The following is a 22,300-nucleotide window of genomic DNA, read 5'->3' on the forward strand; positions in this document are numbered from 1 at the left end:
GGATTACGTTGCAAATCAAGCACATTACAAGGCGCTACTGTACGGCAGAATATTCGAGCGCAGCATTTTCTGCGTACCCAGACCGTAGTTGGAACTCAGGCCGCGTAACTCGAAGTTAAAGCCAATCACGTTATCGTATTTGCTCTGATTGTTTTCCCAGCCGTTAAGCTTACGTTCGTAACCGAGACGCAGCGCGTAACAGCAGGAGTTATATTGCAGACCTACCATCTGGTCAGCAGCTTTATTGGCGTTGGTGTCAAAGTAGTACGCGCCTACGATTGACCAGCGGTCGGCGATTGGCCAGCTCGCTGCGCCACCCACCTGCGAAATACCATCTTTATACTGCTCGGCAGTACCATAGTTCGGTAGCGTCGCCTGAATATATTCCGGGCTGGCATAACGATAGGTCAACTGCAGCATACGATCTTCATCCCGGCGATACTCAATCGCCGCCGTACTGTTGGCGATATTGTCCAGACGGGTGTCATATTGCACGCCACCGCGAAGACCCCAACGATCGGTCATACGCCAGTAGGTATCACCAGCCCAAATCAGCGAACCTGTCTTGTTATCTTTCTCCCACTTAATATTGTCATCGCCCGTGCGAGACTCGGTGAAATAGTAGATTTGACCAACAGAAACGTTAAAACGTTCAACGGCAGCGTCATCATAAACGCGCGATGTGACCCCGGTCGTTAACTGGTTCGCTGACGCGATGCGGTCAAGACCACCGTAGGTACGGTCGCGGAATAGGCCGCTGTAGTCAGACTGCAGTAAAGAGGAGTCGTAGTTATTGATGTTGCTCTGGTCGCGATAAGGCACGTACAGATACTGCATACGTGGCTCCAGCGTCTGGGTATAGCCATCCGCCAGAAGTGCCATATTGCGTTCGAAGATCAGCTTTCCGTCCATCTTGAACTGCGGAAGCGTACGGTTTACGGATTCCTCAAGATGGGCGTTGTTGCTGGTATTGTAATCATCAATATTTTTTTGCTGATAGTGTGTCGCCATCAGCTTGGCTTCCGTGTTCAGGCTTGCCCAGTCATTCGACCATGGCAAGTTAATGACGGGCTCCAGGTGAACTCGGGTGGCTTCCGGCATATTGGAATTGGTGTTTACAAAATGCACCGCCTGACCATAAATACGGGTGTCGAACGGACCCACGTCATTCTGGTACCAGTTAACGTCCAGCTGAGGCTCGGCGCCATAGGTACTTGCCGTTTGGTTGGAGAATACCTGGAACTGTTTGTTGGTTACCGTCGCATCGAAGTTCTGAACCGCGTAACCCACGCTGAAGATCTGCGTGGCATAACCGTCGGTACTCGAACCGTATTTGGATGAGAAATCATTGAAGTAGTTCGGGTCACTGACTTTGGTGTAGTTGACGTTGAAACGCCAGACCTTGTCCATCACCCCGGAATGCTGCCAGAAATACATCCAGCGGTGCTTATCGCCTTCGGTTGGATGCTCGTCCTGGAAGACTTTATCCGACGGCAGATAATCCAGCTCCATCAGACCCGCACCGGCGTGGGTCAGATAGCGGAACTCGTTCTCCCACATAATGTTGCCGCGCTTGTGGATATAGTGCGGCGTGATCGTCGCATCCATGTTTGGCGCGATGTTCCAGTAATACGGCAGTTCGAACTCAAAGTAGTTCGACGTACTGTATTTGGCATTCGGGATCAGGAAACCGGAGCGACGTTTGTCACCGACGGGAAGCTGCAGATAAGGGCTGTAGAATATGGGAACAGGGCCCAGCTTAAAGCGGGCGTTCCAGATCTCTGCGACCTGTTCTTCGCGGTCATGGATAACCTCGCTCCCGACCACGCTCCAGGTATTGGAACCCGGCAGACATGACGTGAACGTACCGTTTTCCAGGATCGTATAGCGGTTTTCACCGCGCTGTTTCATGAGGTCTGCGTCACCGCGCCCCTGGCGACCCACCATCTGGTAATCACCTTTCCAGACGTTAGTATCTTTAGTATTCAGGTTTGACCAGGCTTTCGGACCTTTCAGGATGACCTGATTGTCGTCATAGTGCACATTACCCAGCGCATCCACCGTTCGTACCGGCTCGGCCGCACCTTCCGGCTGCTTCTGGTGCAACTGCACTTCGTCTGCCTGCAGGCGGCTATTGCCCTGGTTAATATCGACATTGCCCGTAAACGTGGCATTGTCAGGGTAAGTCCCTTTCGAACTGTCGGCAGTAATGGTTACCGGCAAGCTATTTGTATCGCCACTCACCAGTGGGCGATTATAACTTGGAACGCCAAGCATACACTGCGAGGCGAGATCGGCTGCCAGCCCCTGTTGACTGTACAGGGCGGAGCCAATCATTGTGGCCAGGAGGGTGGGGATACGTTTTTTCATACGTTGTATTTTATTGTTCCGTCATCAGTGGCTACGGCTTACAAACGCTCAGAGACTATCTTACTCATCTGCGCAGTACCAGCGTTAATCCTGCCCGTTTGCGTGCCAGAGTGTTAGGCTCGCTATCGAATGACGAGTATGATAAAGCAAATTATAGGCGATGTCCTTCAATTGACCGTGACTTGAACACAGTGATGATGACGTTGCGTCGGCCAGGAATATGACTATCCGGGGAGTATATGCAGTATTGGGGTAAAATAATCGGCGTTGCGTTCGCCATCATCATGGGTGCCGGGTTCTGGGGGATTGTGCTTGGGCTTATTATCGGCCATATGTTTGATAAGGCGCGCAGCCGCAAAATGGCCTGGTTTGCCAACCAGCGCGAGCGTCAGTCACTCTTTTTCTCCACCACCTTTGAGGTCATGGGGCACTTAACCAAATCCAAAGGGCGTGTCACAGAAGCCGATATTCAGATTGCCAGTGTTTTTATGGATCGCATGAACCTGCACGGCGACTCCCGTCTGGCAGCGCAAAATGCGTTTCGCATCGGCAAGTCGGATAATTATCCGCTTCGCGAAAAAATGCGTCAGTTCCGCAGCATCTGCTTTGGACGTTTTGATTTAATTCGGATGTTTCTGGAAATTCAAATCCAGGCGGCCTTCGCCGACGGCTCGCTTCACCCTAATGAACGTGACGTGCTGTACGTCATTGCGGAAGAACTGGGCATCTCCCGTATGCAATTCGACCAGTTCCTGCGCATGATGCAGGGCGGGGCGCAGTTTGGCGGCGGCTATCACCAGCAGTCGTCCGGCGGTGCCTGGCAGCAGGCGCAGCGTGGTCCGACGCTGGAGGACGCCTGCAACGTGCTTGGCGTTAAGCCCTCTGACGATCAGACCACGATTAAACGTGCCTATCGTAAGCTCATGAGCGAACACCATCCGGACAAACTGGTTGCGAAAGGCTTACCGCCAGAAATGATGGAGATGGCGAAGCAAAAAGCGCAGGAAATCCAGAAGGCGTACGAGCTCATTAAAGAGAAGAAAGGTTTCAAATAAAAAAAAGCCCGACGATGTCGGGCTTTTTTTTAGAAGTCCACCGGGGCTTTAAACGTCATCGCGTTACTGAAGGCAGGATGGGTGATGGTGAGCGTCTGAGCGTGCAGCTGCAGACGTGGCGCCAGGGCCAGCGCTTCAGGCGGCGCGTAAAAGCGGTCGCCCAGAATGGGATGACCCAGGGCGAGCATATGCACGCGCAGCTGGTGCGAACGTCCGGTAATCGGCTTAAGCAGGACGCGTGCGGTATTATCCGGCGCGTACTCCAGCACTTCGTACTCGGTCTGCGCGGCCTTGCCGGTTTCGTAACACACCTTCTGCTTAGGCCGGTTCGGCCAGTCGCAGATCAGCGGTAAATCCACCAACCCTTCCGCCTGCGCGGGGTGACCCCAGACGCGGGCGACATACTGCTTTTTCGGCTCGCGCTCGCGGAACTGGCGCTTTAACTCGCGTTCCGCCGCTTTGTTCAGCGCTACCACAATCACGCCGCTGGTGGCCATATCCAGGCGATGGACTGACTCCGCCTGCGGATAATCGCGCTGAATGCGCGTCATCACGCTGTCTTTGTGCTCGTCCAGACGCCCCGGCACGGACAACAGGCCGCTGGGCTTGTTGACTACCATAATGTGTTCATCCTGATACAGAATGACCAGCCAGGGATCCTGCGGCGGATTGTAAGGCTCCATCACCATCTTGCGCTCCGTTTACTGATGCGTCACAACGATAAGACGCAGGGCATCCAGACGCCAGCCAGCCTGATTCAGGCTTTCCAGCACCTGCTGACGGTTGCTTTCAATCGCCGCCAGCTCGTCGTCACGGATGTTCGGGTTGACGGCTTTTAACGCTTCCAGACGGGATAGCTCCGCAGACAGTTTGTCGTCTGCTTCGCTGCGCGCGGCGTCAATCAGCGCTCTGGCCGCTTTTTCAATCTGGGTTTCGCCCAGCTGCAGAATAGCGTGCACATCCTGCTGTACCGCGTTCACCAGCTTGCTGCCCGTATGGCGGTTTACCGCGCTCAGCTGTCGGTTGAAACTCTCGAATTCAACCTGTCCCGCCAGGTTAGTGCCGTTTTTGTCCAGCAGCAGGCGGACGGGCGTTGGCGGCAGGAAGCGGGTGAGCTGCAGCTGTTTCGGCGCCTGCGCTTCCACAACGTAGATCAGCTCCACCAGCAGGGTGCCCACCGGCAGCGCCTTGTTTTTCAGCAGGGAGATGGTGCTGCTGCCGGTATCGCCGGAGAGGATCAGGTCCAGGCCGTTACGGATCAGCGGGTGTTCCCAGGTGATGAACTGGGCGTCTTCGCGGGACAGCGCCACATCGCGCTCAAAGGTGATGGTGCAGCCATCTTCCGGCAGGCCGGGGAAATCTGGCACCAGCATGTGATCGGACGGGGTCAGGACAATCAGGTTCTCGCCGCGGTCGTCCTGGTTGATGCCGACGATATCGAACAGGTTCATGGAGAAGCTGATGAGACTGGTGTCATCATCCTGCTCTTCAATGCTCTCAGCCAGCGCCTGCGCTTTTTCACCGCCATTGGAATGGATCTCCAGCAGGCGATCGCGACCCTGCTCCAGCTGCGCTTTCAGCGCGTCGTGCTTCTCACGGCAGGACTTGATCAGCTCATCAAACCCTTCCGTGTTTTCCGGCGCGGCCAGGTAACCGATCAGATCGCCATGCACCTGGTCATAAATGGTGCGGCCCGTCGGACAGGTGTGCTCAAACGCGTCCAGACCTTCGTGGAACCAGCGTACCAGCACGGACTGCGCGGTTTTTTCCAGATACGGCACGTGGATCTGAATATCATGCGCCTGACCGATACGATCCAGACGGCCGATACGCTGCTCCAGCAGATCCGGGTTGAACGGCAGATCGAACATCACCAGGTTGCTGGCGAACTGGAAGTTACGGCCTTCAGAGCCGATTTCCGAGCACAGCAGAACCTGTGCGCCGCTGTCCTCTTCCCCGAACCACGCCGCGGCGCGGTCGCGTTCGACGATGGACATGCCTTCGTGGAACACGGCGGCGCGAATGCCTTCACGCTCGCGCAGAACCTGCTCCAGCTGCAGCGCGGTGGCCGCTTTAGCGCAGATCACCAGCACTTTCTGGGAGCGGTGAGCGGTCAGGTAGCCCATCAGCCACTCCACGCGCGGGTCGAAGTTCCACCAGGTGCCGGTATCGCCTTCAAATTCCTGGTAGATTTGTTCCGGATAAAGCATGTCGCGGGCGCGCTCTTCCTGGGTTTTGCGCGCACCCATAATGCCGGAGACTTTAATCGCCGTCTGATACTGCGTCGGCAGCGGCAGTTTAATCGTATGCAGCTCGCGTTTCGGGAAGCCTTTTACGCCGTTACGGGTGTTACGGAACAGCACGCGGCTGGTGCCGTGGCGATCCATCAGCATGTCGATCAGCTCTTTACGGGCGGATTCCGCGTTGTCGCTGTCGCTGTTCGCGGCCTGCAAAAGCGGCTCGATATCCTGCTCGCCAATAAGATCGCTCAGGGTGTTAAGTTCGTCATCAGAAAGACGCTTGCCCGCCAGCAGCATGGCGACGGCATCGGCGACCGGGCGGTAGTTACTTTGCTCTTCCACGAACTGCGCAAAGTCGTGGAAACGGTTTGGATCGAGCAGGCGCAGACGGGCGAAGTGGCTTTCCAGACCCAGCTGCTCCGGCGTTGCGGTCAGCAGCAGGACGCCAGGCACGCGCTCGGCAAGCTGCTCGATAGCCATGTATTCGCGGCTCGGCGCGTCTTCGCTCCAGACCAGGTGGTGCGCTTCGTCAACAACCATAATGTCCCACTCGGCATCGCACAGGTGCTCAAGACGCTGCTTGCTGCGGCGCACGAAGTCCAGGGAGCAAATGACCAGCTGTTCGGTTTCAAACGGGTTGTCGGCATCGTGCTGCGCTTCGGCATAGCGTTCATCGTCGAACAGAGAGAAGCGCAGGTTAAAGCGGCGCAGCATTTCAACCAGCCACTGGTGTTGCAGGGTTTCTGGCACCACAATCAGCACGCGTTCGGCAGCGCCGGAAAGCAGCTGTTGATGCAGGATCATGCCCGCTTCGATGGTTTTACCCAGGCCCACTTCATCTGCCAGCAGCACGCGCGGCGCGTGACGACGGCCCACGTCGTGGGCGATGTTCAGCTGGTGGGGGATCAGGCTGGTGCGCTGGCCGCGCAGGCCGCTCCACGGCATGCGGTACTGTTCACTCTGGAACTTACGCGCGCGATAGCGCAGGGAGAAGCGATCCATACGGTCGATTTGCCCGGCAAACAGGCGGTCCTGCGGCTTACTGAACACCAGCTTGCTGTCGAGCAGCACTTCACGCAGGACGACATTGGCTTCATCCGTATCAAGACGAGTACCAATGTAGGCGAGCAGTCCATTCTCTTCTTTTACGTCTTCAATCTTGAGCTGCCAGCCGTCATGGCTGGTCACGGTGTCACCCGGATTAAACATCACGCGGGTTACAGGGGAGTCATTGCGAGCGTACAGACGGTTTTCACCGGTGGCAGGGAAGAGGAGGGTAACCATACGCGTATCGATTGCTACGACGGTTCCTAATCCAAGTTCGCTTTCTGTATCGCTGATCCAGCGTTGACCAAGTGTAAAAGGCATAGTTGTTCGGCTCTAATCTTTAATTGCAGGCAATAGTTCGGCTACCGTCAAAAAAGACGGTCATCGAAAAATGGGTCCGGGAATGGAAAGGGCGCTATGGTACTGGATGGCAGCCATTTCGTCACGCGTCAAAATAGGCCAAGTTGCCCTGTCACTAGTGTAGCAAAATCATCGTCGATGAAGGGCAAAATTCCGTCGGCAACCGGCTGAAGCTGACGCGTCAGATAGTGTTCGTAATCCAGAGGAGAATGCTGATAATCCACGGGTTCCGGGCCGCTAGTGGTCCAGACGTATTTGATGGTTCCCCGGTTTTGATACTGCGGCGCGCGGCCACGGCGGACGTTTTCTTCATCCGCGAGACGTGCGGCGCGTACGTGCGGAGGAACGTTACGCTGGTACTCCGCCAGCGGGCGGCGCAGGCGCTTGCGGTATACCAGTTGCGCGTCAAGTTCGCCCGCCATCAGGCTGGCTATCGTCTCGCGCACGTAGTCCTGATACGGCTCATTGCGAAACACGCGCAGATAGAGCGTCTGCTGGAACTGCTGCGCCAGCGGCGTCCAGTCGGTACGCACCGTTTCCAGCCCTTTAAAAACCATCCGCTGCGCGTCGCCTTCCTGAATCAGCCCCGCGTAACGCTTCTTGCTGCCCTGATCGGTACCGCGAATGGTGGGCATTAAAAAACGGGCGAAATGGGTTTCAAATTCCAGCTCCAGCGCGCTGGTTAACCGCTCTTTCTGCAAATGTTCCTGCCACCAGTCGTTCACGAAGGCGACCAGCGATTTGCCGATTTGTGCGGCATCGTCTTCAGAGTACGGGCCCTTAAGCCACACAAATGTGGAGTCCGTGTCGCCGTAGATGACGTCATAGCCCCGGGACTCAATCAGCGCTTTGGTCTGGCGCATAATCTCGTGCCCACGCATGGTGATCGAGGAGGCCAGACGCGGGTCAAAGAAGCGGCAGGCGCTGGTGCCCAGCACGCCGTAAAAGGCATTCATGATGATTTTCAGCGCCTGTGATAGCGGCTTGTTGCCGTGGCGCTTGGCCTCGTCGCGCCCGTGCCAGATGTTTCCCACGATTTCAGGCAGACAGTTTTTTTCGCGCGAGAAGCGTGCGCCGAGGAAACCTTCCGTGCTGTGCACATCATCCGGCTGGGCCATGCCCTCAACCAGCCCGACGGGATCGATCAGGAAGGTTCGGATAATCGACGGGTAGAGGCTTTTGTAGTCCAGCACCAGAACGGAGTCATACAATCCTGGCCGGGAGTCCATCACATACCCGCCGGGACTTGCCTGCGGCGGCACGTCCCCGAGGTTGGGGGCGACGTATCCTGCCCGGTGCATCCGCGGAAAATAGAGGTGGCTAAAGGCCGCTACGGAGCCGCCGTGTCTGTCGACGGCCAGGCCGTTTACCGTCGCGCGCTCCAGCAGGAACGGCATAATCTCGGTTTTGTGGAAGATCTGCGTGACCAGCTCGCAGTCTTTCAGGTTATAGGTGGCGAGCGCGGGTTTGTCTTCGTTAAAGCGCCGGTCGATCTCGTCCATTCTGTCCCAGGGGTTGTCGATGGATTTGCCTTCGCCAAGCAGTTCCTGTGCGACCGCTTCGAGGGAGAATGAAGAGAAGTTCCAGAAGGCGGACTTAAGCGCCTCGATGCCGTCGATGATCAGGCGACCGTTAGCCTGCGCGAAGAAGACACCGTTCTTAAAACCGTGTTCGCGCCATTCCAGCTCGCTGTTTCCGCGCCCCAGCATCAGCGGGATGCGGTAGCGCTCGGCGTGTTTTTGCAGCACGCGCAGGTCAAACTGCACCACGTTCCAGCCGATCAGAACGTCGGGATCATAGTCTGCAAACCACTGGTTAAGCTTCTCCAGCAGCTGCGGGCGGCTGTTGACGTACTCAAGCCGGAAATCCAGCGTGGACGCATCGCCATTCGGCGGCCCGAGCATATAGACAACCCGATCGCCGCAGCCTTCCAGACCTATGCAGTACAGTTCGCCGTGGCGGGTGGTTTCGATATCCAGGGAGACCCACTTCAGCGGCGGGCGGTAGTGCGGATTCGGCTTCAGGCGCGCGTTAACGAGGCTGCCGCTATGATCGGTGCCGTCGACCCAGACGGGGGCGGTAATAAACCGCTCCATCAGAAAGCGTTCCGGTGGGCGAATATCCGCCTCGTAGAGCGTAACGCCCGCCTCGCGGAGCAGCTTTTCATAGCGCATCAGCTGACGATGGGCGCGACAGTAGAGGCCGTAAACCGGCTGACGGTGGAAATCTTTCAGCTCAAGCGGAGTGATGCGCCAGCCGTTTTCGCCGCGCAGTAGCTGTTTCACTTTTTCGACGTGCGCTTCAGGAATAAAAGCCACGGATTCCTGCGGGGGAAGCGTAACGTGCAGCGGACCGTTGTCCGTCGCCAGCCAGAACGCGACCTCGGTGCCCTGAGGGGTATCCCGCCAGTGTCGGGTCAGTAAAAAGCCTTCTTGCGCCTGCGCCACACCGTTATCCCAGAAAACAAAACCAGGCCTGATTATAGCCTGGTTAAGAATTTAATGCTGGGTTTATATACAGTTTACTGCCCGTAATAGGCCTTCGCGCCGTGCTTGCGCAGGTAATGCTTATCCAGCAGGGTTTGCTGCATATCCGGCAGCTGCGGCGCCAGCTGGCGACAGAAGATCCCCATATAGGCGACTTCTTCGAGCACGATCGCATTATGTACCGCGTCTTCCGCGTTTTTACCCCAGGCAAACGGGCCGTGGGAGTGCACCAGCACGCCGGGCATTTGCGCGGCGTCGATCCCTTGCTTTTCGAAGGTTTCGACAATCACGTTCCCCGTTTCCCACTCGTACTCCCCGTTAATCTCCGCGTCGGTCATCAGACGCGTGCAGGGAATGGTACCGTAGAAGTAGTCCGCGTGGGTGGTGCCGGTCGCCGGGATGGACTGGCCCGCCTGCGCCCAGATGGTGGCGTGGCGCGAATGGGTATGCACGATGCCGCCGATGGTCGGGAATGACCGGTACAGCAGGCGATGAGTCGGCGTATCGGAGGACGGTTTTTTCTTACCTTCAACCACTTCGCCAGTCTCGAGGCTGACAACGACCATATCGTCTGCGGTCATCACCGTGTAATCCACGCCGGAAGGCTTAATCACGAACACGCCTTTTTCGCGGTCAACGGCGCTGACGTTGCCCCAGGTCAGGGTGACCAGATTATGTTTCGGCAGCGCCAGGTTGGCTTCGAGCACCTGACGTTTGAGATCGTCTAACATTGTTGTCTCCCTGCCCGGTGAGCGTAGCGTCACCGGGCATTCCGTACTTAGCGTTTTGAACCGTAATAGACTTCGTTCCAGCGCAGCGCGTCTTTGAAGGCGGGCAGGCGGGTATCGTTATCAATCACGGTCAGCTCGATGTCGTGCAGCTCGGCGAACTGACGCATGTCACTCAGATCCAGCGCGTGGCTGAACACCGTGTGGTGCGCGCCGCCGGCCAGGATCCAAGCCTCAGAGGCGGTTGGCAGGTCAGGCTGTGCTTTCCACAGGGCGTTGGCGACCGGCAGTTTCGGCAGAGAATGTGGGGTTTCAACCGCATCGACGCAGTTCACCAGCAGGCGGAAACGATCGCCGAGGTCGATCAGGCTGGCGTTGATGGCCGGGCCAGTACGAGTGTTGAAGATCAGACGCGCCGGATCGGCTTTACCGCCGATGCCGAGATACTGCACGTCGAGGATCGGTTTCTCTTCGACGGCGATTGTCGGACACACTTCCAGCATGTGGGAGCCGAGCACCAGGTCGTTGCCGTTTTCGAAGTGATAGGTGTAGTCCTCCATAAAGGAGGTGCCGCCCTGCAGACCGGTCGACATCACCTTCATGATGCGAAGCAGAGCGGCAGTTTTCCAGTCGCCTTCGCCCGCAAAGCCGTAGCCCTGCTGCATCAGACGTTGTACCGCCAGACCCGGCAGCTGTTTCAGACCGTGGAGGTCTTCAAAGGTGGTGGTAAAAGCGTGGAAGCCGCCCTGTTCCAGGAAGCGCTTCATGCCCAGCTCGATGCGCGCTGCGTCCAGTACGTTCTGACGCTTGTCGCCGTTGATTTGTGCCGCAGGCGTCAGGCGGTAGCTGCTTTCGTACTCGTCCACCAGCGCGCTCACGTCGCCGTCGCTGATTTCATTGACCACCTGCACCAGGTCGCCCACGGCCCAGGTATTCACGGAGAAGCCGAACTTGATCTGCGCGGCAACTTTATCGCCATCGGTGACCGCCACTTCACGCATGTTGTCGCCGAAACGCACCACTTTCAGATGGCGGGTATCCTGTTTGGATACCGCCTGACGCATCCAGGAGCCGATACGCTGTTGCGCCTTGCCATCCTGCCAGTGGCCGGTGACCACCGCGTGCTGCTGACGCATACGCGCGCCGATGAAGCCGAACTCGCGGCCGCCGTGCGCGGTCTGGTTCAGGTTCATAAAGTCCATGTCGATACTGTCCCACGGCAGGGAGGCGTTGAACTGGGTATGGAACTGCAGCAGCGGTTTGTTGAGGATAGACAGGCCGTTGATCCACATTTTGGCCGGAGAGAAGGTGTGCAGCCACACCACCAGACCGGCGCATTTATCGTCGTAGTTGGCGTCGCGGCAGATGTGAGTGATTTCGTCCGGCGTGGTGCCCAGCGGTTTCAGCACCAGTTTGCACGGCAGTTTAGCTTCTGCGTTCAGCGCGTTAACAACGTGCTCCGCGTGTTTCGTCACCTGCTGCAGCGCTTCCGGTCCGTACAGATGCTGGCTGCCAATCACAAACCACACTTCATAGTTATTAAAAATGGTCATCATTGTGTCCTTAATGGGTCAGGGTTGCCGTAGTGTCCGCGGTGCTTTTGGCCGGGGCGGCGACAGGGAGATAGTGAAGTTCGGCGCTTTTTGCCCATTGCTGGTAGCGCTGATAAAGCTGTTCAAAGCGTTGTGCCTGCTGGGCGCGCGGCTGGAGCGTGTTTTCGACGGCGCTCGCCATATGCTGCTGCGCGGTCGGGATGTCCGCATGAACGCCCGCGGCCACGGCGGCGAAAATCGCCGCGCCCAGCGCGCAGCACTGATCGGAGGCCACAATCTGCAGCGGACGGTTCAGCACGTCGCAGCAGGCCTGCATGATCACCGGGTTTTTACGGGCGATACCGCCCAGCGCCATCACGTTGTTGACGTCGATACCCTGCCCGGTGAAGCACTCCATAATGGCGCGGGCACCGAAGGCCGTTGCGGCAATCAGGCCGCCGAACAGCGCAGGGGCGTCGGTAGCCAGGTTGAGATCCGCGATCACCCCTTTCAGGCGCTGGTTGGCAAACGGCGTGCGGCGGCCATTAAACCAGTCCAGCACCACCGGGAGGTGATCGAGAGACGGATTTTTTGCCCAGGCTTCGGTGAGCTGCGGCAGAAGCTGCTTTTTGCTGTCGGCTATCTGGGTTTTCAGTTCAGGATGTGCCGCCGCCAGCTGGTCCAGCGGCCAGCCCAGCACGCGACCAAACCAGGCGTAGATATCGCCAAACGCGGACTGACCCGCTTCAAGACCGATGAAGTCCGGCACCACGCTGCCGTCAACCTGGCCGCAGATGCCTTTCACCGCGCGGTCGCCGACGGTGGCTTTATCCGCCGTCAGGATGTCGCAGGTTGAGGTCCCGATGACTTTGACCAGCGTGTTTGGCTGTGCGCCCGCGCCCACGGCGCCCATATGGCAGTCAAAGGCACCGCCTGAGATCGCCACGTTCTGCGGCAGACCGAGGCGCGTCGCCCACTCTTCGCAGAGGGTGCCGACGGGAATATCGGCGGTAAAGGTGTCGGTAAACAGCGGGTATGTCAGGCTCTTGTTGAGGATCGGGTCGAGCTCATCGAAGAACGCGGCCGGAGGCAGACCGCCCCAGCTTTCGTGCCACAGGGATTTATGCCCGGCGCTGCAGCGGCCGCGGCGGATATCCTGCGGGCGGGTGGTGCCGGAGAGCAGGGCAGGCACCCAGTCGCACAGCTCAACCCATGACGCCGCAGCCTGCGCAACGGCTGCGTCGGCACGTGTGACGTGAAGGATCTTGGCCCAGAACCATTCGCTGGAATAAATCCCGCCGATGTAGCGGGAGTAGTCTGTCTTGCCCGGCTGGTGGCACAGGCGCGTAATGGCTTCGGCCTCTTCCACGGCGGTGTGGTCTTTCCACAGCACGAACATGGCGTTCGGGTTGTCGGCAAACTCCGGGCGCAGCGCCAGCACGCGGCCTTCGGCATCCACAGGGGCAGGCGTGGAGCCGGTGCTGTCGACGCCAATCCCGACAATCTCAGCCCGCTGGGCGTCAGTCAGTTCAGCCAGGACGGTTTTGATCGCCGCTTCCATCGACTCGATATAGTCACGCGGGTGGTGGCGGAACTGGTTGTTCGGCGCATCACAGTAGCGCCCCTCTTGCCAGCGCGGGTACCACTCAACGCTGGTTGCTATCTCCTGGCCGGACGTACAGTCCACTGCCAGCGCGCGAACCGAATCGCTGCCAAAATCGAGGCCAATCGCAATTGCCATGGTGTTGCTCCATCGAAAAAACAGGTATGGAAGAACATTAGAGACTGGGGAAAAAAGTCGTCAGGCAGGATCCGCTAATCTTATGGACTAAATTGCTGTTACAACGGAAAGTGTGACGCCGTGCAAATATTCAATGTGGACATTTCTGCCGCACTTATAGACACTTTTGTTACTGGTTATCCGCCTGCTCTGGCGGACAAATCAGGGGGAAAGGCTGAAACATGGCGGACGTAAAAGCGGCGTGATGCTTTTTGGATCTTTTCGCGGGCCATTTTAAAGCTGCTTTTAGTGATATGGACAATTGGTTTCCTTCAGGACCCTTGGGAGAACTGAATCTATGGCCGAAACGCAAAACGATCCCCTGCTGCCGGGATACTCGTTTAACGCGCACCTTGTGGCGGGACTGACCCCTATCGAGGCTGAGGGATACCTCGACTTTTACGTCGACCGACCGCTCGGCATGAAAGGGTATATCCTCAATCTGACCGTGCGAGGGGAAGGGATCATCAAGAACGGTGACCAGCAGTTTGTCTGCCGCCCCGGCGATATCCTGCTGTTCCCGCCGGGGGAGATCCACCACTATGGCCGTCATCCGGATGCCAAAGAGTGGTATCACCAGTGGGTCTATTTCCGTCCGCGCGCCTACTGGCAGGAGTGGCTTTCCTGGCCAGCTATTTTTGCGCACACCGGTTTTTATCGCCCGGATGAGGTTCATCTGGCGCAGTTTCGCGAGCTTTTTGCGCAGATTATCGAGGCGGGACAGGCCGGTGGGCGCTACGCCGAACTGCTGGCGATTAACCTGCTTGAACAGCTGCTGCTGCGACGGATGGAGGCGATTAACGAATCGCTTAACCCCCCGCTGGATAACCGCGTGCGCGACGCCTGCCAGTACATCAGCGACCACCTGGCCGATAGCCAGTTTGATATCGCCAGCGTTGCTCAGCACGTCTGCCTGTCGCCGTCGCGGCTGTCGCATCTGTTCCGCCAGCAGCTTGGCGTCAGCGTATTGAGCTGGCGCGAGGATCAGCGCATCAGCCAGGCAAAGCTGCTGCTCAGTACCACCCGGATGCCGATTGCCACCGTCGGGCGCAACGTGGGCTTTGAGGATCAGCTCTATTTCTCCCGGGTATTTAAAAAATGTACCGGGGCCAGCCCGAGCGAATTCCGCGCGGGATGTGAATAAACGGTAAAAAAAGATAAACAAACAGGTGAATGCAGAAAGCAACCTGTAAACTATTCAGACAATTGTTGCCTTGACGCGGTGCGGGGCGCTAAGCAGAATCGCTGATTCGTTTTCTGACCGGAATAGTTATGCAGGCATTGCTGGAACACTTTATTACCCAGTCCGTTATGTACTCGCTCATCGCCGTGGCGCTGGTGGCGTTTCTGGAATCGTTGGCGCTGGTTGGGCTGATCCTACCCGGCACCGTGATGATGGCCGGGCTTGGGGCGCTGATTGGCAGCGGCGAGGTTAATTTCTGGCAGGCGTGGCTGGCCGGGATTATCGGCTGCCTGCTCGGCGACTGGATCTCCTTCTGGCTGGGCTGGCGCTTTAAGAAGCCGCTGCACCGCTGGTCGTTCATGAAAAAGAACAAAGCCTTGCTGGATAAGACCGAGCATGCGCTGCATCAGCACAGCATGTTTACCATCCTCGTCGGCCGCTTTGTCGGGCCAACGCGTCCGCTGGTGCCGATGGTGGCGGGGATGCTGGATCTGCCCGTCGCGAAATTCGTGGTGCCGAACATTATCGGCTGCGTTTTCTGGCCTCCGTTCTACTTCCTGCCGGGGATCCTCGCGGGCGCAGCCATCGATATTCCTGACGGGATGCAAAGCGGCGAGTTTAAATGGCTGCTGCTGGGAACGGCCGTGCTGCTGTGGCTGGCGGCATGGCTCTGCTGGCGGCTGTGGCGCAGCGCGAAAGCCAGTGTCGATCGCCTGACGCGCTACCTTCCGCGTACTCGTCTGCTCTGGCTGGCGCCGCTGACGCTGGGCGTGGCAGTGGTAGCCCTTGTCGCGCTGATTCGTCATCCGCTGATGCCGGTGTACGGTGAGATTTTATTGAAAGTGGTGAGCCGTTAACGTGTTTGCCCTCTCCCGGTGGGAGAGGGCCAGGGTGAGGGCATCAGACCGCACGAATACCCAACAGTGAAGATGCCCCTGCCTTACCGCTCAGCAGTTCTTCTGTTTTTCCATCCCACAAAATACGCCCTTCGGCAATCACCACCGATCGCGGTGCGATGCGGGCAGCATCCTCAATACTGTGCGAAACCATCAGCATCGTCAGCCGCTGGCGCTGGCAGACGTCCTGCACCAGAGCGAGCATCTCCTGGCGCAGCGCGGGATCGAGCGCCGAGAACGGCTCATCCAGCAGCAGGATCGGCTGCTCGCGAACCAGGCATCGCGCCAGCGCCACGCGCTGACGCTGGCCGCCAGAAAGCTCGCCCGGCAGCCTGTCGATGAACTCGCTGATCCCCATCTGGGCGGCAATGATCTCCAGCTTCTGGCGCTGGGCATCGTTCAGCCTGAGTCCCGGATGCATTCCCAGCGCGATGTTTTGCCGCACCGTCAGGTGGGTAAACAGGTTGTTTTCCTGAAACAGCATCGAGACAGGACGTTTTGCGGGAGGTGCGTGGGTATAATCTTGATTTTCAATGACTATCGAGCCGCTTGCCGGCTGCAGAAAACCCGCAATCAGATTAAGCAGCGTGCTTTTTCCCGCGCCGCTTGGGCCAAGTACGGCGATCATCTCCCCCTGACGCGCGGAGAGCGTGAAGCGCATCGGCAGATGCTGATAAAGCCAGGTTACATCAGTCAGTTTTAACATCACGCCCCGGAAGTTTTTCGATAACGGTAAATAAGGCAAAGCACAGCAGCAGCAGTAACAGCGCGGTGACCGCGCCGTCCTGGCTGCGGTAAGAGCCGATTTGCTGATAGAGCCAGTATGGCAGCGTGCGGAAATCGTCATTGCCGAACAGCGCCACGACGCCAAAGTCTCCAATAGAGAGCACGCAGGCAAACGCCAGCGCCTGCGCCAGTGGACGTTTCAGCGCGCGCAGTTCGACCACCTTCAGCCGCTGCCAGCCCTGCATGCCCAGCGACTGGCACAGCAAACCGTAGCGGCTGTTGACGTCGCGCATCGGGTTTTCCAGCACTTTGAGCGCGTAAGGGATGGCCATTAAGGCGTTGGTAAAAATCACAATGCCGTCGGCGCTTTCCGGCAGGCCGACGGTGCTGTTGAACAGTAAAAAGAAGCCCGTCGCCAGCACGATGCCCGGCATTGCCAGAATCAGCATGCCCGTCAGCTCCAGCGCCTGTCCGGCCTTTTGGGCCTGCCGGGCATAGAGTTCACGGCTGCTCCACAGCAGCATCATGGTTAGCATGACGCACAGTAACCCTGCTGCGAGGGCGATACGCAGCGAGGTCCATGTCGCCTGCCAGAGGACGGGCTGTTGCAGGACGGACATGAGATTAAGGTTCAGTCCGTCAACGATAACGGCCATCAGCGGCGGCAGCAGAAGCAGGAGCGCCAGCGCGATCAGGATAAAATCGGTAACGCGGCTGTGCAGGCTGTCCTGCGGATCGCGCCAGCCGGTAATTTGATTACTGCCAGCGGGAATGGCTTTACTCAGCCGCTGGCTCAACAGCACCAGCGCCAGACAGCACGCCATCTGCACCATCGCCAGCAGCGCGGCGCGACCGGGATCGTAGTCGTAACTTAAGGCCTGGTAAATCGCCAGCTCAATAGTGATGGCCTGCGGCCCGCCGCCGAGCGACAGCACGGTGGCAAAGCTGGCAAAGCAGAGCATGAAGATTAACGCCGCGACGGGCGGGATCTGGCGGCGCAGCCACGGCCATTCGACAAAGCGGAAGAATGACCAGCCGCGCATGCCGAGCTGAGCCGCAATCTGACGCTGTTCGCCGGGAATGTTTTCCAGCGCCTGCAAGAAGAGGCGCGTTGCCATTGGCATATTGAAAAACACGTGCGCGAGCAGAATGCCCTGCAGTCCGTAAGGAGAGAATGACCATTCCAGACCAAGCTCGCCGAACAGCGAAGCCAGCCAGCCCTGACGACCGTAAACGCTGAGGATCCCAAATACCGCCACCAGCACGGGCAGGATCAGCGTCATGGCGCACAGGCGCAGCAGTGCCAGCCTGCCGGGAAAACGCCGCCGGTACAGGGCGCGCGCCAGGAAAATAGCCGGGAACACCGACAGCAGGGCTGAAAGCGACGCCTGCCAGAAGGAGAACCGGATAACGTGCCAGAGGTAGCTGTCGTGCCAGAGAGCGAGCAGGTCGCTCTCTGGCGCGTTGAACCACAGCGCAAGAAAAGCCCCCAGGCTGACCACCACCATCACTGTGGCGGCGAGCAGCCCGGGCAGTAACCAGCCGGGAATCAACGGCTGACGGCGCGTTGCCATTCACTTACCCATGCTGCACGCTGCGCGGCGACCTGCTGCGGCGTAAATTCCAGCGAGGTGTTTGGTTTGGTCAGCTGCTCGAAACCTGCGGGCAGGGTAACGTTCGTGACCGGATACATCCAGTTGCCTGCGGGAATCGCATTCTGGAACCCCGGTGAAACCATAAACTTCAGAAACTTCTCGGCCAGCTCCGGCTGCTTGCTGGCGGCGGTACGCGCGGCGACTTCCACCTGCAGATAGTGCCCTTCCGCAAAATCTGCGGCTGCATAGTTGTCTTTCTTCTCGGCGATAATATGGTAGGCCGGAGAGGTGGTGTAGCTCAGCACCAGGTCGCTTTCACCTTTGAGGAACAGGCCATAGGCTTCGCTCCAGCCCTTGGTGACAGTGACGGTTTTAGCGGCCAGCTTCTGCCACGCCTCCTGCGCTTTATCCCCGTAAACCTTTTGCATCCACAGCAGCAGGCCCAGGCCTGGCGTGCTGGTGCGCGGATCTTCATAAATCACGCGCCATTTCTGGTCACTCTCAACCAGCTCTTTCAGGCTCTTCGGCGGGTTTTTCAGCTTATTTTTGTCGTAAACAAAAGCAAAGTAGCCATAGTCGAACGGCACAAAGGTGTCGTTTTTCCAGCCGCCCGGCACGTTAACGGCATCTGCCGCGACGCCGCTTTTAGCAAACAGTTTGGTCTGCGAGGCGGCTTCCAGCAGGTTGTTATCCAGCCCGAGCACCACGTCGGCCTTGCTGTTTTTCCCTTCCATGCGCAGACGGTTGAGTAGCGATACGCCATCTTCCAGCGCCACGAACTTCAGTTCGCAGTTACAGTCCGCTTCAAAGGCTTTTTTAACCACCGGGCCAGGGCCCCAGTCGGCAGAGAAGGAGTCGTAGGTGTAGACCGTCAGGACGGGCTTCGCAAAAGCAGGCAGCGCAAACAGCGCCAGCAGGGGGAGAACTTTTTTTAACACTTTGCACCTCAAGGTTGAGTGGCAAAGGATTTTGAGCGACAGCCTCAAATCCCTTCGCCGGCGTTATCCGGATCAGGTTCGACGGGTATTATCTCAGCGCACATCTGTGATGCAGCACCCCGTTGAGAACGGCGCTATTGTAATGATTTGGTGAATATTACGAAAGCGTTATGGCTCCGGCGGCGCAAACCAGGCGGATTTAAAATCAAACCAGCCCAGGGTGTTCATCCGCAGGCCGCGCATGCTGCGCTGGCCCTGGATCATCAGCCAGTGGTGGATCAAGGGTACGATCGCCTGCTCGGCCAGAAGCTGCTGGCACCAGGCTGCAAGATTCATTTCGCCCGCGCGCCACAGGGCGGCATCCTGCTGCCAGTCACGGTCGATGCAGTGCTGGATCAGCGGGACTTCATACAGGTGTGAAAATAATGAAAAATCGAGCGGCAGGGTAAAGTTGGCGCTGTTGAGCCAGATATCACTGGCGATCTCCCCCTGATGCCATTCGTCATAGTCCACTTCCCTGACCTCTAACCTGACCCCCTCGGCTGCCAGCAGTCGGGTCATGATTCTGGCGATAAAACGATGCTCCACGTGTTCGCGGTAGTAGGTCAGGGTGATGGACTCCAGCCCAGCGGGTTTGTCGCAGTGCACCGGGCGGGCGTGGTGCCAGCGCGGAAGCAGGCCGTACGCCGGGAACCAGTATGTCTGGTACTGCTCTTCCGCATGGTAAATCAGATTAGAAGGGGACAAAACGTGGCTAACCCACCTGCGGACGGCCTGGTTTGCCCCACGGTGGGTGCGGCGGTCAAAGAGAAGATAGTAGCATCCCTCCTCCAGGCGACTCTCCACGGCTTTTTCTCCCGTGGTGGGGCCTTCCAGCGTTAGGCCGGCGCTCAGCTCTTCATTGAGATCCGGTAATACCCAGACGTTCACCTCGTCGATGAGCGCCCGATAGCCAAAGTATTCATCGAACGCGCGGATTTTCAGCTGGTTGCTGTTATTGCGGGAGACGGAGTAGGGCCCGGTGCCAATTGGCAGGCTGGCAAAATTGTTCAATGTTTCCCACTCGCCGGGCAAAATCATCGACGGCACGTAGCCCAGCAGCCAGGGAAGCCACTTATCCTGCTGCGACAGCTCGATATCCAGCGTCCAGGCCGTGGGCGAGTGGACGCGGGAGATATGCGAGTAGAGCGGGAGCTTGCGGACGCGTTCCAGAGAGGCGATGACGTCGAGCATTTCCAGCTCGCGGCCGTGGTGAAAGTGGATGCCGGGGCGTAAAAAGAAGCGCCAGTGGCGGGGTGAAAGCTGCTGCCAGTGGTGCGCGATATCCGCTTCCAGTTCCCCGTTTTCCTCATTTATGCGCGTCAGGCCGCTGAAGATTTGCCGGGCCATGTGGGTTTCTGAGCGGCGTAAGGCCGTGCCGGGCAATAGATTTTTCATCGGACGGTAGTAGAGCACCCGCAGAATGTGTCGGCCCTGACGAAAGCTGCGCCCGAGATGGGAAACCAGCATCTGGCGCACGGCGGCCTTGTCGCCCACCAGCTGTACCAGCTGATCGATGCGGTCCTGTTCGAGCAGATCTTCCGCGCGCTGCTGCTGCAGCGCCAGCCCGGTATAGAGGAAGGTCAGCCGCGAGCGTTTGCCGCGTCCTGCCTCCGCTTCCCAGCTTAACCAGCCCTGCTGCTGCATGGTGTTGAGCAGCGTGCGCATATGGCGGCGGGAACAGCTAAGCAGGTCAGCCAGCTCGTTGAGCGTGGTCTCCTGCGATTGCCCCTCGCAGCACTGCCAGAGGCGGATAAACTGTTGTTGCAGACGACCGGAAGGCATAAAAGGGGAACTCCTGACAAAAAACCAGCAATTTATTTATCCCTATATTAGGCCAATAATTCTCCCCGATGAAGCGAGGAGGTAAATTATGAAGAGGTCTACCGCACGTCAGTTTTATCAGCAGTACTTTTCAGCGACAAAAGGAGCGTCCTGGCTGGCCCGCCGGTGTGCAGAGCAACGGCTGAAAACGTTAGAAGAACTGATGCAGTGGGACGTTACAGCCCCGACCTCTTCCCGCTAACTCGCCTCGATCATGTGTGACTGAGTATTGGTGCTTATCACCCGCCAGCAAAATGTTTTTGCTGGCTTTTTTCGTTTACTATTCACCCAATTTCGATTCGCTTTCACAAGGACTTGCGCATGCTGTGGTTGATGACGATGGGGCGACGCCTGAACGGCGTGTATGCCGCTTTTATGCTGGTGGCCTTTATGATGGGCGTGGCGGGGGCGCTTCAGGCCCCGACGCTGAGCCTGTTTCTTAGCCGCGAGGTGGGGGCGCAGCCGTTTTGGGTCGGCCTGTTTTATACCGTCAACGCCATTGCCGGGATCCTGGTCAGCCTCGCGCTGGCGAAACGATCGGACAGCCAGGGCGATCGCCGCAGGCTGATCCTCTTTTGCTGCGCCATGGCCGTGGGCAACGCGCTGCTCTTTGCCTTCAACCGTCACTATCTGACGCTCATTACCTGCGGCGTGCTGCTGGCGTCGCTGGCGAATACCGCCATGCCGCAGCTGTTCGCGCTGGCCCGTGAATATGCGGATAACTCGGCGCGTGAAGTGGTGATGTTCAGCTCGGTGATGCGCGCCCAGCTTTCGCTGGCGTGGGTCATTGGCCCGCCGCTGGCCTTCATGCTGGCGTTGAACTACGGCTTTACCACCATGTTTTTCATCGCCGCCGGGATTTTTGTCATCAGCCTGGCGCTGATAGCCTTCGCGCTGCCGTCCGTGGCGCGCGTCGAACAGGCGACGGATAAACCTGTCACCGAGGTGAGCGGCTGGCAGGACAAAAACGTCCGCATGCTGTTTATTGCCTCCACGCTGATGTGGACCTGCAACACCATGTACATCATCGATATGCCGCTGTGGATCAGCAGCGATCTGGGCCTGCCGGACAAGCTTGCGGGGATCTTAATGGGAACTGCCGCCGGGCTGGAAATTCCGGCAATGATTCTGGCGGGTTACTACGTTAAGCGGTTTGGAAAGCGCAGGATGATGATCGTCGCCGTGGCGGCCGGGGTGCTGTTCTACGCGGGGCTGATCCTTTTCCATTCGCGGGAAGCGTTGCTGGCGCTGCAGCTGTTTAACGCCGTGTTTATTGGGATTGTTGCCGGGATCGGCATGCTCTGGTTTCAGGATCTTATGCCCGGCCGTGCCGGCTCGGCGACCACGCTTTTTACCAACAGCATTTCAACCGGGGTGATTCTGGCGGGCGTGATTCAGGGGGCGCTGGCGCAAAGCTATGGGCATGCATCCGTGTACTGGACGATCGCAGCGATCTCGGTCATCACGCTGGTATTGACGTGCCGGGTTAAAGACGTTTGAT

16 protein-coding genes and 1 riboswitch are annotated in these 22,300 nt (G+C 58.1%); of the genes, 5 read left to right on the forward strand and 11 right to left on the reverse strand.

Annotated features, from left to right (window positions below; all coding sequences use genetic code 11):
- Positions 1–24: 24 nt before the first annotated feature.
- Positions 25–2,370, reverse strand: coding sequence for an LPS assembly protein LptD (lptD, locus tag F0320_RS03130; protein WP_126328864.1), 2,346 nt, complete (start codon positions 2,368–2,370; stop codon positions 25–27).
- A 239-nt stretch (positions 2,371–2,609) separates the two neighbouring features.
- On the opposite strand from lptD, the gene djlA reads away from it, so the two are divergent.
- A complete protein-coding gene (gene djlA / locus F0320_RS03135) occupies positions 2,610–3,425 on the forward strand; it encodes a co-chaperone DjlA (RefSeq protein WP_023310366.1) in 816 nt (271 codons plus the stop codon).
- A 29-nt stretch (positions 3,426–3,454) separates the two neighbouring features.
- Here the strand turns inward: djlA and rluA are convergent, their stop codons facing one another.
- The 6 genes from rluA to araB form a co-directional block, all read right to left on the reverse strand.
- The gene (rluA, locus tag F0320_RS03140; RefSeq protein WP_126328863.1) at positions 3,455–4,114 is read right to left on the reverse strand and encodes a bifunctional tRNA pseudouridine(32) synthase/23S rRNA pseudouridine(746) synthase RluA; all 660 of its coding nucleotides are present in this window, start codon (positions 4,112–4,114) and stop codon (positions 3,455–3,457) included.
- 12 nt (positions 4,115–4,126) lie between these two features.
- The gene (gene rapA, locus F0320_RS03145) at positions 4,127–7,033 is read right to left on the reverse strand and encodes an RNA polymerase-associated protein RapA (protein WP_126328862.1); all 2,907 of its coding nucleotides are present in this window, start codon (positions 7,031–7,033) and stop codon (positions 4,127–4,129) included.
- A 128-nt stretch (positions 7,034–7,161) separates the two neighbouring features.
- Complete coding sequence (polB, locus tag F0320_RS03150; RefSeq protein WP_126328861.1) at positions 7,162–9,519, reverse strand: DNA polymerase II; 2,358 nt, start codon at positions 9,517–9,519, stop codon at positions 7,162–7,164.
- Positions 9,520–9,593: 74 nt separating this feature from the next.
- Entirely contained in the window at positions 9,594–10,289 is a 696-nt protein-coding gene (araD, locus tag F0320_RS03155) for an L-ribulose-5-phosphate 4-epimerase (RefSeq protein WP_039260840.1), read from the reverse strand.
- Positions 10,290–10,336: 47 nt separating this feature from the next.
- Positions 10,337–11,839, reverse strand: coding sequence for an L-arabinose isomerase (gene araA, locus F0320_RS03160; RefSeq protein ID WP_029740879.1), 1,503 nt, complete (start codon positions 11,837–11,839; stop codon positions 10,337–10,339).
- Positions 11,840–11,849: 10 nt separating this feature from the next.
- Positions 11,850–13,559: a ribulokinase gene (gene araB, locus F0320_RS03165; RefSeq protein WP_126328860.1), complete on the reverse strand. Its 1,710-nt coding sequence runs from the start codon at positions 13,557–13,559 to the stop codon at positions 11,850–11,852.
- A 337-nt stretch (positions 13,560–13,896) separates the two neighbouring features.
- Between araB and araC the strand changes: the two genes are divergently transcribed.
- Positions 13,897–14,742 carry an arabinose operon transcriptional regulator AraC gene (gene araC / locus F0320_RS03170; RefSeq protein ID WP_023310373.1) on the forward strand — a complete coding sequence of 282 codons (846 nt, stop codon included), beginning with the start codon at positions 13,897–13,899 and terminating at the stop codon, positions 14,740–14,742.
- A 128-nt stretch (positions 14,743–14,870) separates the two neighbouring features.
- Positions 14,871–15,638: a DedA family protein gene (locus tag F0320_RS03175; protein WP_023310374.1), complete on the forward strand. Its 768-nt coding sequence runs from the start codon at positions 14,871–14,873 to the stop codon at positions 15,636–15,638.
- 43 nt (positions 15,639–15,681) lie between these two features.
- Here F0320_RS03175 and thiQ read toward each other — a convergent pair whose 3' ends face one another.
- The 4 genes from thiQ to sgrR all read right to left on the reverse strand — a co-directional run bounded on the left by thiQ (position 15,682) and on the right by sgrR (position 20,760).
- A complete protein-coding gene (gene thiQ, locus F0320_RS03180) occupies positions 15,682–16,383 on the reverse strand; it encodes a thiamine ABC transporter ATP-binding protein ThiQ (protein WP_126328859.1) in 702 nt (233 codons plus the stop codon).
- Positions 16,367–17,977, reverse strand: coding sequence for a thiamine/thiamine pyrophosphate ABC transporter permease ThiP (thiP, locus tag F0320_RS03185; RefSeq protein WP_126328858.1), 1,611 nt, complete (start codon positions 17,975–17,977; stop codon positions 16,367–16,369). Before thiP ends, thiQ begins: the two co-directional genes overlap by 17 nt.
- On the reverse strand, positions 17,953–18,936 hold the full coding sequence (gene thiB / locus F0320_RS03190) for a thiamine ABC transporter substrate binding subunit (RefSeq protein WP_126328857.1): 984 nt from the start codon (positions 18,934–18,936) through the stop codon (positions 17,953–17,955). The genes thiP and thiB overlap by 25 nt, the downstream gene beginning before the upstream one ends.
- A gap of 31 nt (positions 18,937–18,967) precedes the next feature.
- Positions 18,968–19,068, reverse strand: a riboswitch (TPP riboswitch).
- Positions 19,069–19,104: 36 nt separating this feature from the next.
- Entirely contained in the window at positions 19,105–20,760 is a 1,656-nt protein-coding gene (gene sgrR, locus F0320_RS03195; RefSeq protein ID WP_126328856.1) for an HTH-type transcriptional regulator SgrR, read from the reverse strand.
- Positions 20,761–20,848: 88 nt separating this feature from the next.
- Between sgrR and sgrT the strand changes: the two genes are divergently transcribed.
- Both sgrT and F0320_RS03205 read left to right on the forward strand, forming a co-directional pair.
- Positions 20,849–21,001, forward strand: coding sequence for a glucose uptake inhibitor SgrT (gene sgrT / locus F0320_RS03200; protein ID WP_023310379.1), 153 nt, complete (start codon positions 20,849–20,851; stop codon positions 20,999–21,001).
- Between the two features lie 119 nt (positions 21,002–21,120).
- Positions 21,121–22,299, forward strand: a complete 1,179-nt coding sequence (locus F0320_RS03205; RefSeq protein WP_126328855.1) for a sugar efflux transporter — start codon at positions 21,121–21,123, stop codon at positions 22,297–22,299.
- Position 22,300: the final 1 nt, after the last annotated feature.

It is taken from the genome of Enterobacter dykesii (genome assembly GCF_008364625.2).
In the GTDB taxonomy this organism is placed as follows: Bacteria; Pseudomonadota; Gammaproteobacteria; order Enterobacterales; family Enterobacteriaceae; genus Enterobacter; species Enterobacter dykesii.